At 63.5% G+C, this 13198-nt stretch carries 16 protein-coding genes; 5 read left to right on the top strand and 11 right to left on the bottom strand.

From position 1 onward, the window contains the following. Positions 1-9: 9 nt before the first annotated feature. The 4 genes from AYX22_RS03720 to AYX22_RS03735 form a co-directional block, all read right to left on the bottom strand. On the bottom strand, positions 10-411 hold the full coding sequence (locus tag AYX22_RS03720; RefSeq protein WP_207596175.1) for a serine protease inhibitor: 402 nt from the start codon (positions 409-411) through the stop codon (positions 10-12). Positions 412-440: 29 nt separating this feature from the next. Further along, positions 441-1379: a 3-methyladenine DNA glycosylase gene (locus AYX22_RS03725; protein WP_207596176.1), complete on the bottom strand. Its 939-nt coding sequence runs from the start codon at positions 1377-1379 to the stop codon at positions 441-443. Then, positions 1366-1893, bottom strand: coding sequence for an SSI family serine proteinase inhibitor (locus AYX22_RS03730; protein WP_207596177.1), 528 nt, complete (start codon positions 1891-1893; stop codon positions 1366-1368). Before AYX22_RS03730 ends, AYX22_RS03725 begins: the two co-directional genes overlap by 14 nt. A gap of 136 nt (positions 1894-2029) precedes the next feature. Continuing rightward, the gene (locus AYX22_RS03735) at positions 2030-2497 is read right to left on the bottom strand and encodes a MarR family transcriptional regulator (RefSeq protein WP_242703511.1); all 468 of its coding nucleotides are present in this window, start codon (positions 2495-2497) and stop codon (positions 2030-2032) included. A gap of 105 nt (positions 2498-2602) precedes the next feature. Here AYX22_RS03735 and AYX22_RS03740 point away from each other — a divergent pair, with 105 nt between their 5' ends. From AYX22_RS03740 to AYX22_RS03750, 3 genes are all read left to right on the top strand, one after another. Beyond that, positions 2603-2827: a hypothetical protein gene (locus AYX22_RS03740; protein ID WP_026541816.1), complete on the top strand. Its 225-nt coding sequence runs from the start codon at positions 2603-2605 to the stop codon at positions 2825-2827. A 106-nt stretch (positions 2828-2933) separates the two neighbouring features. Further along, positions 2934-3170 (top strand): hypothetical protein, encoded by a 237-nt coding sequence (locus AYX22_RS03745; RefSeq protein WP_207596179.1) that lies wholly within the window; start codon positions 2934-2936, stop codon positions 3168-3170. 70 nt (positions 3171-3240) lie between these two features. After that, a complete protein-coding gene (locus tag AYX22_RS03750) occupies positions 3241-3600 on the top strand; it encodes a LapA family protein (RefSeq protein WP_207596180.1) in 360 nt (119 codons plus the stop codon). A gap of 123 nt (positions 3601-3723) precedes the next feature. On the opposite strand, the gene AYX22_RS03755 is transcribed toward AYX22_RS03750, so the two are convergent. From AYX22_RS03755 to AYX22_RS03765, 3 genes are all read right to left on the bottom strand, one after another. After that, positions 3724-4023, bottom strand: a complete 300-nt coding sequence (locus tag AYX22_RS03755; protein WP_011773410.1) for a DUF4193 domain-containing protein — start codon at positions 4021-4023, stop codon at positions 3724-3726. 155 nt (positions 4024-4178) lie between these two features. After that, positions 4179-6674: a glycoside hydrolase family 3 C-terminal domain-containing protein gene (locus AYX22_RS03760; protein WP_207596181.1), complete on the bottom strand. Its 2496-nt coding sequence runs from the start codon at positions 6672-6674 to the stop codon at positions 4179-4181. Further along, positions 6675-7955, bottom strand: a complete 1281-nt coding sequence (locus AYX22_RS03765; protein WP_242703512.1) for an MFS transporter — start codon at positions 7953-7955, stop codon at positions 6675-6677. It abuts the gene before it with no gap. Positions 7956-8090: 135 nt separating this feature from the next. Between AYX22_RS03765 and AYX22_RS03770 the strand changes: the two genes are divergently transcribed. After that, a complete protein-coding gene (locus AYX22_RS03770; protein ID WP_207596182.1) occupies positions 8091-8687 on the top strand; it encodes a TetR/AcrR family transcriptional regulator in 597 nt (198 codons plus the stop codon). 72 nt (positions 8688-8759) lie between these two features. Here AYX22_RS03770 and AYX22_RS03775 read toward each other — a convergent pair whose 3' ends face one another. After that, positions 8760-10106: an aspartate kinase gene (locus AYX22_RS03775; RefSeq protein WP_011773413.1), complete on the bottom strand. Its 1347-nt coding sequence runs from the start codon at positions 10104-10106 to the stop codon at positions 8760-8762. Between the two features lie 139 nt (positions 10107-10245). After that, entirely contained in the window at positions 10246-10626 is a 381-nt protein-coding gene (locus AYX22_RS03780) for a DUF427 domain-containing protein (protein ID WP_337340484.1), read from the bottom strand. Between the two features lie 251 nt (positions 10627-10877). Between AYX22_RS03780 and AYX22_RS03785 the strand changes: the two genes are divergently transcribed. Next, entirely contained in the window at positions 10878-11963 is a 1086-nt protein-coding gene (locus AYX22_RS03785; protein ID WP_242703513.1) for a hypothetical protein, read from the top strand. Here the strand turns inward: AYX22_RS03785 and AYX22_RS03790 are convergent. Next, positions 11960-12550 (bottom strand): dihydrofolate reductase family protein, encoded by a 591-nt coding sequence (locus AYX22_RS03790; RefSeq protein ID WP_207596183.1) that lies wholly within the window; start codon positions 12548-12550, stop codon positions 11960-11962. The genes AYX22_RS03785 and AYX22_RS03790 overlap by 4 nt on opposite strands. A gap of 37 nt (positions 12551-12587) precedes the next feature. Beyond that, the gene (gene recR / locus AYX22_RS03795) at positions 12588-13187 is read right to left on the bottom strand and encodes a recombination mediator RecR (protein ID WP_089593619.1); all 600 of its coding nucleotides are present in this window, start codon (positions 13185-13187) and stop codon (positions 12588-12590) included. Positions 13188-13198 lie beyond the last annotated feature (11 nt).

Genomic DNA, 13198 nt, shown 5'->3' on the forward strand with positions numbered 1-13198 from the left:
AAGGGTGGCCTAGACAGCTCCCGTCGAGCCTCCGGTGTTCCCCAGCAACGATGCCAGGGTCTTCCAGCGCGCGATCTCGCAGCCGTCGGTCCTGCTGAACTGGCTGTTAACCTTGCGACCACGGAACCATCCCGTGACGACGGCTACCTGCGGGCCGCCGTATTGTTGCGTGCAGATCCGGTCCGGCCGGGGTTCCGGGAAGAAGATCTCCTCGCCAAACTGCTCGACGGCGGCAAGCGCCGCCCGTGCGTCCGGCAAGTTTGAGTCCAGTGAGTCGGGGTCCGGGGAGAGGACACCGGCCACGGACCGGAGGTGGAATTCGTGGCTCTCAGCGCCAGGTGCCTCAGTCAGCGTGACTGTGAGGTCGACGTCGTACTCGCTGTTGGGTGACTCGCTCGTGGGGGAAACCATAGTGACCTTTCGCTGGTGGCGGCGGGTGCTCAGGCGGCCAATCCACTCAGCTCATGGAGGAGCGGATCTACTGCCTGGAGCACGCGGGTCCGCAGCTCCTGGGATTCGGCCGCGAAAGCCCGCTGGTATTCAACGTACTCGGCCTTGCCCTGCGGTGTCTCGATCCTGATGGGTGGGTAGCCCCATTCTTCGAGATCATAGGGGGAGGCCTGCATATCCATGACGCGGATCCTCCATGAGAGTTCGAAGCAGTCCATCACCAGCTCGCTGGGCAGCGCCGGGGTCAGCTTGTACGCCCACTTGTAGAGGTCCATGTTGGCGTGCAAACAGCCCGGCTGCTCCATGGTCCGCTGGTTTTCACGGGTGGGTTCGAGCTCGTTCAGGGGAATGGCGTCCGGAGTGTAGAACCGGAACGCGTCGAAATGCGAGCAACGGATACGGTTCTCCTCCACCACGGTGTCCGTGCCGTCACCACCAAGTCGCAGTTTCAGGTATTCGTGCCGCAGCTCAAATTTCTCCTGCCGGTACACCATGGCCCACTCGTGCAGGCCAAAGCAGCCGAACTGGGCCGGGCGCTTCGCCGTGCCCGCGAGGATGATTCCCGCGAAGCGGACAGCTTCGGAGCGGTCGGCCAGGAAGCCGCGGCGATCAAAGGTAACCGCCGGCGTTCCCGCCGGCAGCCCGAGTGAGGTGAGCTCGCCGTCGTCGAGCGTTCGGTAGAACTTCCATGTGGCGCGCGCAAGGGCGCTTGGGCCGCTGAGAACAGTGCCGTCGCCCGGATGCCAGCGCAGCAATTGGCCCGGCTTCTGCGTGTAATAGGTGAACAGGAAATCCTCAACAGGGTGCTTCCGGCCCGCCGAACGCCTGGCCAGGTAGGGGTCCGCGTAGCGCGCCACCCGGGTGTGATGGGCTGCCTCCAGCCCGAGCCATTGCTCCTGGGGGAGGTGCCGCAGCCTAGAGTCCGCCATCTGATCCGAGGATGCTCTTTGCGGCGTCCCACAGTGCGATCTGGCAGCCGTCCGTGCGGTTGAAGGCCGCGGTGACTTCCTTGCCGTCCACGGCGCCGGTCACCTTGGCCGTTGCCGGGCCGCCGTACTGCATGGTGCAGGCCTGGTCCGTTTTGGTAGGGGCAGGATTCAGGATGGCGGGGTTGTTCTTGATGGACGTGCAGGCTTCGGCGGCTGTTGGATGGTTGCTTTCAGCGGCCGGGACGCCGTCCGCGCAGACGAGCGTGAAAGTTTGGGGCGCGGCTTCGGGGGATTCCACCAGCGTGATGGAGAGTTCGGCGCTCCCGGTGCCGGTAACTGCTGACGCACTGGGAGTTGCACTGCCGGGGCTGCTGCTTGGGCTGCTGCTTGAAGGGGACGACGACGGGGCTTGGCTTGCGCTGCCTGTGGTACCTGGGGTTGGGGTGCCTGAGCATGCGGCCAGGCCGGCGACGGCCAGGACTGCCAACAGGGGCCGAACAAATCGCATGCGCATGGAATCTCCTAGGTTGCGTCCATTTTACGTGGCACTTGTGGTGCCCGTTTCTCTGTTCGCTTCAAGAACACCACCGGGGCAGTGCGCTTGGCTAGGGGGCACGCGGGTGGTCTGCCTGGATTGCAGGGTTGGTCCGTTAGAGGGAGTTGTCCCGCTGGGTGGCAGCGATCAGGCCCGTCATTGCCTGGTGCAGCTCGGCTACCTCTTCCCGGCTGAGTTGAAGGCGCTCGCGGATTTCACCGGGGACGGCGGTGGCCTGCTGGCGGAGGGCGGCGCCTTTTTCCGTCAGGGTGATGGCCAGGGCGCGTTCGTTGCCGGGAACGCGTTCCCGGGTGATGAGTTCGGCTTCCTCCAAGCGTTTCAGCAGTGGGGAGAGTGTTGCGGGCTCGTGGAGGAGGCTGTCGCTGATGTCCTTCAGCGTACGGGGACTCCGCTCCCAGAGGGCCAGCATCACCAGATACTGGGGGTGCGTGAGCCCGAGGCGTTCCAGTACGGGCTTGTAAACGCCCACCACGCTGCGGGAAGCAACAGTGAGGGCGAAGCACAGTTGGCGTTCCAAAAGGAGGTCGTCGACTTCCTGGGTGCTCTGGTCCGTGGCCGTCAAGGCTGCCTCCTGTGCTTGCATCCGCTCGCGTCGATCAATTAGTTAGTGTACTAATGATTAGCGTACTATGGACTCATTGAACCGTCTAAAAAGGAGTCGATCCGAGTGGCCAAGGAATCCCTCACCCGGAAGTTCATGCGCGCCACAGGCAAGTTCAGGGTTGTTTTCGGCCCCGCGCACAGCAGTTCCCTCGACCATGAAATGACTGAAGCCAACCGGAAGCTGCTCGCCCAGCGCCAGGCCGAAACCCAGCAGTGGGAAACACTCCGCCGCCCCGACGGCAGCACCTACGTAGTGCCCCGCAACCCGGACGACAAGTCCCTGCGGTAAACCCCCTCTATCTCGGCGTTGGATTGTGGGCGTAAAATTACCTCACTGAACGGCACGCACTGACCCTGCCGCTCTTTCTCTCCTGTAGGAAAGGAGGTGGAAGAACATGGGACGCAGAATGGAAGGCTTCGTCCATGTGACCGAGCGGCTGCAGTCCGTTTTTGGACCGGCAACCCACGGCGACGCGGACAGCCCTGTGGTACACAAGCATGATGACTTCGAGACAGCCTCCGAAGCCGATCTGAAGAATTTCGACATCGAGACGGACTCTGAAGGCCATCACTACGCGGTCCGTAACAACGATCCAGGCCCTACCTCAACGGACTACTCCATGCGTCACTGACTATCGCCCAACTCGTCAGCATGCTTAGTATGTAGGAGCAGGGTGATGTCGGGACAAGAGGGGGTCGTCAATGAGTTTCCAGGATGATGCAGCAGGGGTTCCCGCCGGGGCTCCCCGTCAGGACAGGGCTGTCCCACCTCCCGTGTCCGGCGCGTCCAGGCCCACCCGCACGGCCGCCTTGTGGGTGGCAGTGGCCGTTGGCTTGGTGGTCCTGGTGATGCTGATCGTGTTCTTTGTCCAGAACCAGGACATGATCACGGTCCGTTTCTTCGGGCTGCAGGGAACCCTCGCGCTGGGCACCACCCTCTTTATCGCGGCCGTGGGCGGAGGCGTGCTGGTGGCCCTTGCCGGAGGAGCGCGGATCCTCCAGCTCAGAATGGTCAACCACCGCCGCAAGAAGACGGTGGGCGGCCCGGGAGCGGCGCCGTAGGGACTCGAGGCTGCCAGCTGTTAACTGCGGAAGGACCGGAGCGCTTGCTCCGGTCCTTCCGCAATTTAATCCCGACGGCGGCACTCCCTGACGATGTTGATTCCGCCGGGGTGGTGGGCTGTCTTAGCCTTCGCAGTCGGTGCAGTAGGCGACGCCATCTTTTTCGCGTGCGATCTGCGAGCGGTGGCGAACCAGGAAGCAGGAGTGACAAGTGAACTCGTCGTTTGCCTGCGGAATGACCTGGATAACCAGTTCTTCGGCGACGATTTCGCCACCGGGGCCGTTGGCGTCGAGGCCATCGGTTTCGTCCAGTTCAAGCACGACACTCTTGGCCGTGGGAGCGCTGGCGGATTGAAGAGCCTGGAGCGACTGCTCCTGGTTCTCTTTTACATCGGTACGGAGTTCGTCGTAATCGGCTGCCACTTTTTAATGCCTCTTCGTGTTAGGGGGTTACCGGGTATGCAACGTACAGCATGCCACGAAAATTCCATACCATACCCCAGTTCTCCCGCTTGTGGCGAAAACCACGTGGGTGACGGGCAAAAAAACCCGCCACCCAGCGTGATTTCGCCCATGTGTTACCGGAGTTCGATGTCCAGTGATTGGAAGTGGTCGGCCGCGTGGCGACCCACAAGCAGGCGGAACGTGCCCTGCTCAAACTGCCAGCCGCCGTCGTAATGTGCAAACGCCTTGGCGGGGATATGTATTTCCACGCTTTCGGTTCCGTTCGCGGCAAGGTGCGTTCCGGCGTAGCCGGCAAGCCAGCGGACGGGACGTTCGACGGCGGAATCGGCGCGGTCCAGATAGACCTGGACCACTTCCCGACCGGTGCGCGTGCCGGTGTTCTTGACGGGCACGTGGACCACGACGTCGTTCCCGGCGGTCACCGCCTGCGGTGCGTGCGCTGTGCCGAGCTCGAACGTTGTGTACCCGAGGCCATAACCGAACGGGAGGGCCGGCGCTGCTCCGCCCTCTGCTTCCTGCTTGAGCCAGGCGCGGTAGCCGATGTGGATTCCTTCGGCGTAGACCACTTTGCCCTCAACGGGCGTGGTGTTCAACACCGGGACGTCTTCCAGCGCGGCGGGCCAGGTGGTGGGCAGGCGTCCGCCAGGCTCTTCGATGCCCAGCAGGATGTCTGCGATGGCGCTGCCGAACTCCTGGCCGCCGAACCAGCCCAGCAGGACTGCATCCACCTTGGCCAACCATGGCATGAGCACTGGCGAGCCGGAGTTCACCACCACCACCGTGCGCGGATTGGCTGCCACGACGGCCTCCACCAACTGGTTCTGGTAGCCAGGGAGGTCCAGGTCCTTGCGGTCGAAGCCCTCGGACTCAATGGCGGCGTTGGTGCCCACCACAACCACTGCGACGTCGGAGGCACGGGCAGCTTCCACCGCGGCGTCGATCTCTGCCTGCGGGTCTGGAACCACGGTTTCCTCGCCCAACAGGATCGCAGTGAAGGGGATGGCCTGCTCCTTGGGCAGCTGGTACTCGGCCTCGATGCGGACCGCTTGGCCGGCCGCGGTTTCAAAGGAGTGGACAGTCTTGGGCGGGTCGAACAGGGCGGCCCCGAGGACCTCGGTGTCGTCCTCAAGTTCGCCGTTGAAGACTTCCGACCCGTCCAGAACGAAGCGGATCGATCCCACGGTCCCCACGCCCAGGTGGTGGACGCCTGCTGTTTCGGCTGTCCAGTCCGCTTCCATACGGATGGAGGCGGCGCCGTCGGGAATTCCTACGCCGAACCAGATGAGGTGTGAGGCAAGGCGGTCTTCTCCGGAGATTTCCGTGCCGTCTTCGGCGAGGAAGGTCACGCGGATTCCGGGGACGTCGGAGACCGGGTTATGCAGTGAGGTGCGGGGGAAGGCCTGGATGCCTTCTGCCACCTTGGCGCCGCGGGCGTAGGTGACTGTGACGTCGTCGGGCAGTGCTTTCCGCAGCCCGTCAAGCGGCGAGACGGTGTACTTGGGCATCACGGTGGCGCTGCCGCCGCCTTGGGTGCGGGCTTCGTCGGCGTTGTGGCCGATCACCGCGATGCTGCTGAGCGTCTTGGCATCCAGCGGTAGCAGGCCCTGGTTGCGAACCAGCACGGCACCGCGGACGGCAACTTCACGCGCGACGGCGGCCCCGTTCAGTTCTGCGGGGAGCTGGGTCACCGCGGGTTCGAAACCTTCCAGCGAGCCCACGCGGGCTGCGAGGCGCAGGATCCGGGTGACCTTTTCCAGAATCGCTTCCCGGCTGACGCGGCCATCGTTGACGGCGGCCAGGAGCTTGGGACCCCAGTGGCCCACCGGGCCGGGCATTTCCAGGTCCTGGTGTGCGTTGGCGGCGTCGACCGAGCGGACACCGGTCCAGTCCGACACGACGACGCCGTCGAAACCCCACTCGGTGGACAGTGGTGTTTCAAGGAGCGTGTTCTCGCTGGCGGTGGTGCCGTTAATGGAGTTGTACGAGCTCATCACCAGCCACGCGCGGGCTTCGGTGATGGCGTCCTCGAAGGCTGCCAGGTAGAGCTCCCGCAACGGTCGTTCGTCCACTACTGAATCGGCGGTGAAGCGTTCAGTTTCGGCCTCGTTGGCCAGGTAGTGCTTCGGAGTGGCGCCGACCCCCATGGACTGCACGCCTGCAACGTACCCCGCTGCCATGGTGGCGGTGAGCCGCGGGTCCTCGCTCATGCACTCAAAGTGGCGTCCGCCCAGCGGTGAGCGGTGCAGGTTGATGGTGGGGCCCAGGACGGCGTGGACGCCCTTGCGGCGGGCCTCCTGGCCCAGGACCTGGCCATAGCGGTGGGCAGTTTCAACGCTCCATGTCGCGGACAAAGCCGACGACGACGGCAAGGAGACGGAGTCGTGACGCTCATCGAAGTCTTCGCCGCGGACGCCTGCGGGCCCATCGGACATGACGACGCGGGACAGTCCGATCTCCGGGATGGCGTGCGTGGACCACACGTCCGCGCCGGTCAGGAGCTGCACCTGCTGCTCGAGGGACAGACTCCGGGCCAGTTCCTGAATTCTGGCTTCCGCATCCTGTGTTCCTGCCTGTGGCGCCGTGACAGCTGCCGGGAGGGTGGGATTCATTTACTTGACTCCTTTGATACGTGTGACGAGGAGGGCGCCGATGATGCCGACTACCGCACCACCGAGGAACAATGCGGGGTAGCCACCCAGTGCGATGACAGGGAAGGCAATGGCAGGCACCAGGGACTGGGGAAGGGCCTGTGCAATATTGAAGACACCGAAGGTTTTGGCATTCTCCGACTGGTCTTTTGGCAGCAGGTCCGTGATGAGGGCGACGTCCACGGCGCTGAAGATGCCAAGCCCCAATCCGAGGATGCCCTGGCCTACCAAGACCTGGCCGGTGCCCGTGCTGGTGGCGATGACGATCAGGCCGGCCATCATGATCAGCGCGGACATGATCACCATGCTCTTGCGCTTGCCAAGGCGGTCGCTGATCCAGCCGCCGGCGAGGCTGGTGATCACCGTGCCGGCAGAGCTCACCAGGGTTGCCTGGAACACCAGGCTGGTCACCTGTGTTTCGGCTACGTGGAGGTGGTCGGTGAAGAAGTACGGCAGGTAGAGCAGGCCCGCGCAGTATCCGACGTAGACCATGAATTTGGTCAACCAGGCCCAGCCCAGGCCCGGGAAGGCCTTGGGGTTGAAGTAGAACGAGCCCAGAATCTCCTTGACGTTCAGAGGTGCCGGCTTCTCGGTGAGGACACGGTCCTTGAAGGTGAAGGCGAAGGCGATGGCTACCGCCGTTCCCACGATGCCGGGGACCACAGCCATCTGGAGGGCGTTGTCGAACATCTGGGCGAAGAAGGCTGCCGCCACGAGGCCGATGGGCAGCGTCATGCCGATCAGGCCGGACAGGCGTCCGCGCTCCGAGGGGCCAGCCTGGTCAGGGAGTGTGGCTACGAGGGCAGCCAGGGCAGCGTTGAAGCCCAGCTGTGCTACAACCCAGGCGATCAGGACGGTTCCGACGTTGGTCCCGGAGCCCAGCAGGAAGAGTGCGGCCAGGCCGACCAGGGAGCCGCCTACGATCCACGGTTTGCGCATCCCGAAGCGGGAGGTGGTGCGGTCGCTCAATCGGCCGAAGAACGGGTTCGCCAGGAGTGCAACGGCCGCTCCCACTCCTGCGACGAGGCTGAGCGCACCCGCGCGGGTATCCGGGGTGGTGATCTCTGAAACCTTGATGGCGAGGACCACCAGGGCTGGGGCGAGGACTGCCATCCACAAGCCTGCGCTCGCGATCGGCATGCCGATGACGTAGGCGCGCGAAGCCGATTGAGGCGGGGTGCTTCCGGTACCCGGGGCGGCGGTTTCCGCGCCTGCCTTCTGCTGATCGATATTGAGGGCCACATTGCCTCCTGATGAACGGGTGGCCCACCGTTGGGCCGCTGCAATGACTCTAGCCCTAAAAATCTAGTGTGACTAGGTTTTTGATAAAAAAGTCGAGTGACCCTCGATATTTAAACCGTGAAATAGACTGAACGGATGTCTACGACGAGGGCCCGGGGCCAGTACGCCAAGGGGGCCGAGCGCCGCGAACAGATCATCCAGACGGCCACTGACGTTTTCGCTACGGAAGGGTTCGAGGGGACCGCGCTGAAGCGGGTCGCCGAACTCGTGGGCGTTAAGGAAGCCACACTTTTCCACTACTTCAAAGGCAAGCAGGAGCTCCTCACCGCAGTCCTCGCCGAACGCGACCGTCGGTCGCTTGCCGTTGGCGGCGACATCGGGGTGGGCCTTGACCTGATGGCGCCCATCGCTGAACGGAACGAGCGTGAGCCTGGGCTGACCACCCTCTATGCGGTCGCCTCAGCCACGGCCAACGACCCTCACCACGATTCCCACGGTTACTTCAAAGAGCGCTACGAGACCGTGGTGCGGGACATCGCAGCTGACATTGAGCGACGCCAAGCCACCGGAAAGGTCCGGTCAGACGTCAACTCCGTGATGCTGGCACGGTTGACGGTCGCTGCCTTCGACGGACTCCAGTTGCAGTGGCTGTACGACAAGAACGTGGACATGGCCGATGGCCTCCGGCAGCTCATCGAGGTGCTGCTGGCGCCATCCCACCCAACTGAGTAACAGATAAGGCCGTTCTGAGCGCTCAGAACGGCCTTATCTGTTACTTACTTGGGGGCGTTGCCCTTGGTGACCCTAGCGGCCGGTGCCGCCGTAGACGGTAGCCTCAGCGTCGCCGTCGAGCTCGAACGCATTGTGGATGGCGCGGACGGCGTCATCCAGTGCGTCTGCGCTGGTGACCACGGAGATGCGGATTTCCGAAGTGGAGATCATGTCAATGTTGATCCCGGCGTCGGAAAGGGCCTTGAAGAACGTGGCAGAAACACCCGGGTGTGAACGCATGCCCGCGCCGATCAGGGAGAGCTTGCCGACGTGCTCGTTGTATTCAATGCTTTCGAAGCCGATCTGGCCTTCGGCAGCACGCAGGGCGGCCAGGGCGTCGGCACCCTCAACGATGGGCAGCGTGAACGAGATGTCCGTGCGGCCGGTGCCGTGGGTGGAGACGTTCTGGACAATCATGTCGATGTTCGAGTGCGCATCGGCAATCACCTGGAAAATCGCCGCAGCTTTGCCGGGGATATCCGGGACGCCTACTACGGTGACCTTGGCTTCGGACCGGTCGTGTGCAACGCCGGAGATGATTGGCTGCTCCAAGGCAACTCCCTCTTGAATGTTGAACTTTTCGTCGGCGCCCGGGATGACCCACGTGCCTTCGTGCTGGCTGAATGAGGAACGGACGTGCAGCGGCACACCGAAACGGCGGGCGTACTCCACACACCGCAGGTGCAGGATCTTGGCGCCGGAAGCGGCCAACTCCAGCATTTCCTCGCTGGAGATTCGGTCGATCTTCTGGGCGGACGTCACCACGCGCGGGTCAGCGGTATAGATGCCGTCCACGTCCGTGTAGATCTCGCAGACATCGGCTTCCAGCGCTGCGGCCAGCGCGACGGCGGTAGTGTCCGAGCCGCCGCGGCCAAGCGTGGTGATCTCGTTGGTGCTGCGGCTCATGCCCTGGAAACCGGCCACGATTGCGATGTGGCCCTTGTCCAGTGCGGTGCGGATGCGGTGGGGGTCGACGTCGATAATTCGCGCCTTGCCGTGGATGCCGTCGGTAATCATGCCGGCCTGGGATCCCGTGAAGGACTGCGCGGAAGCGCCGAACTTGTTGATGGCCATGGCAAGGAGGGCCATGGAAATTCGTTCGCCGGCGGACAACAACATGTCCATTTCGCGGGCGGGAGCGGAGTCAGTGACCTGACCCGCGAGGTCCAGGAGTTCATCGGTGGTGTCACCCATTGCGGAGACAACAACCACAACCTCGTTGCCGGCCTTCTGCGCATCCACGACGCGCTGTGCGACCCGCTTGATGCCATCGGCATCGGCAACCGAGGAACCGCCGAACTTCTGAACGATCAGCTGCTTGGTAATGGCAGCCTCGTTGGAGAGCTCTTCGATCTTCACTTCGGTAGTGGGCATAGTCATGCGCGCACCCTCACTGCATCAATAGGGTTCGAACGCGGCATGCTCCAATTCGGGCACGCCTGCGTAGCTTATTTGCCCAGTTTATCGCCGTGTGCAGTTCGGGCAGGAATTGTGACCACATGGCGGCTACCTGCGATGACTACCACCCGGCAGTGCCCGGACCACCCTTGAACGGGCCGACGATCTGCTGTGTGATCCACCCTCCATAGAAGTTGCCTTCCTGGAACGTCACCCGCTCGCCGTCCACCTCACACGAGTCCATATGCTCCGGGTAAAGCGCCACTCTGCTGCCCAGCGCTTCGAAGCCCCGTGCGGGGCTTGGGTAGGTCCACCCTGCCCGCTCAACCACCGTCCCGCCGGCGGTGATGGTGAAGTAACTGGCCTCGCCCTTGAACTCGCAGAAAGTGGTTCCCCCAACAGGGACCAGCGCACCGTCCGGGAAGGCGTCCAACGGCACGTAGTAGACAGGAGGATGGCTGGTCTCCAGGACCCTGACGGAGTCAGTGGTATCAACAATCACCTGACCTCCAAGCCGCACCACAATCCGCTCGGATCGAGGCTCCACTCTGGGCGGCCGCGGGTAATCCCATACCGATTCCTGGCCGGGGGCCGGCTTGATGGGACGGGGACGCCGAAAGACACCGGAAACACTGCGATGGGAGACCATGCACCCATGGTGGCACCCTCGGCTGGGATCTCCCCGTGAAGTTTCGCCGTATCGGTGACGGCGTGCCCGGCGTACCATCCACTTCATGAGGACTTCGGCAGGCGATGGCCGGCTTATCTGACCACACGGACGCATCGGGTCCGGCGGGCAACGAGCCCGAATACGAAGTGATCGGCGGTGTGATCGACGATCAGCCCTCCGGTTTGGCCCGCCCTGTGCCAGGAGCCGGGTCCCCGCCCCGAACCGCGGGAAACTTTGGGGCTGCCGCAGCGGAGGCATGGCGGAGTGCCCGGACATCCTTCACCTCGTGGTGGTTCTGGCTTGGCTGCGCACTGGGGATTGCCGCCGCCTGGGGCTTGGCCGCGGCCGTGGTTTCTTTTGCAGAAGCCAACGGATGGTTCGATACCAGGGTTGCAAGTGCCATCTACTTGATCACGGCGGTCTTCCTTGCGCTCGCCGCCGCTGTGCTGGGAGCGGTGTGGGGCTTCCGACATTCCCAAGGGCGCCTTCTTGTCCTGTTGCTGGCCGGAGGTATTCGAGGAGTCGCTTTGGGAGCGCTCGCGGGTGGTGTTTTGCTCGTGGTGGGCGCCAGCGTCGGCGGGCCGACGGCACTGGCCGTTGCCGCCGTCGTCGTTATTATCCTGGAAGTGGCCCTGTTCGGACTGATCGGTGCGGGTGCGCGGGCATGCTTTGCTGCAGCGGCGCCGGGGGCGGCATTGACCGCCTTGGTGGTGGCTTTCCTGTGCGTTGGAAATGTGGTGGCCACCATCCTGCTCCTTCCCGGGACCACGGTGATGGACCAGGCTTCCGTCCCGGTGAACGTGGAACGCGACGATTCCGGCAGGATCATTGCCTACGAGTGCGTGGGCAATCTCCGCCCGGTTGAAGTGGTCCACACAGAACGGGTTGCCTGGATTGCGGCAGCCAACCCGGCCCTGCTTTTTGGGAGCGTGGGCGCCGACGTGGTGCCTACGGACAATGAACTTGGCTGGCTGCTGGCCGGCCTGCAGTGGGCCGCCGATGGGCCCTCACGCGAAGTGCCGTGCCTCGGTGGCGAATCCAGTGACGGGCTGGCACCGTCGGTTCCTGTCTTCGTGACCGGCCTCGCGCTGCAGTCCTTGGTGGCCGGCCTGGTGCTGGTACCTGGCCGGCGGCTGAGGGCCCGGCGACTGGCGACGGGCTCTGGCTAGGCCCCTCGGCGCACGTACTCGGAAATCACGACGCCGGAGCCGAACGTCGTCGTCGTAACCTCTTCGAAGGCGCTTGGCTGGTAGGCACCCGGCGCGAAGAGCGGTATGCCATCGCCGAACAGGAGTGGGCTTCGTTTCAGAACCAGTCTGTCGATTTCACCGGAAAGCTGCGTAGCCAGATGGCCGCCTCCACATAGCCAGATCGACTTACCTGGCTCGGACTTCAATCTGCGGACTACGTCCACCGGGTTCTCGTGGGTCAGCTCCAGGTTTGGGTGCTCGCCCGGGATGTCCGCCTTGGTGTGCGACCGGGAAAAGACCACCTGCTTAAGATGCTGATAGGGGCTGGTCATGCCAGCTGGTAGACCTACGGCGTAAGTGTTCCAGCCCATCACGACGGCGTCGAAGGTCGCTTTGCCTTGTTCGATGCCCATGGCGTCCGCGGCCACTGTGGGTATGGCTTCGGGGAAGCGCTCAATTTGGGCGGCCATATGGTCACCTTCCACCGGAAACGCGTCGAATTCCCCTCCCGGACCGGCAATGTACCCATCCAGGCTGACGGCAACGTAGTACACAAGCTCTCGCACGGGACCCCCATCACGGTTGTTGTTGGTGATTGCGAGACTACAACAAGGCGTTGCGCCTGCCCTCGAAGGCCCTGCCGAGGGTAACTTCGTCGGCGTACTCCAGGTCTCCACCCACCGGCAGGCCCGACGCGAGTCGTGTCACCGTGATTCCGATCGACTTGAGCATGCGGGCTAAATACGTTGCAGTCGCTTCGCCCTCAAGGTTGGGGTCGGTGGCGATGATGATCTCCTGGATGGCGCCATCATTGAGGCGTGTGAGGAGTTCCCGGATCCGCAACTGCTCCGGACCGATGCCCGCAATGGGGTTGATGGCCCCACCCAGCACGTGATAGCGGCCGCGGAAGGACCGGGTGCGTTCCACAGCCAGGACGTCCTTGGACTCCTCAACCACACAGATGACCGACGGGTCTCGGCGCTGGTCGCGGCAGATGTTGCACTTTTCCTGCTCGGTCACGTTGAAGCAGACGGAGCAGAACTTCACGCGTTCCTTGACCGTGGTGATGGCCGTAACCAGGCGCTTCATGTCCTCTGGATCAGCCTCCAGGATGTGAAATGCCAGGCGCTGCGCTGACTTGGGGCCCACACCGGGAAGCCGGCCGAGCTCGTCAATCAGCTCCTGAACTGCACCTTCGTACACAATGTCCTCAT

The organism is Arthrobacter sp. D5-1 (assembly GCF_017357425.1).
Classification (GTDB): Bacteria; Actinomycetota; Actinomycetes; order Actinomycetales; family Micrococcaceae; genus Arthrobacter.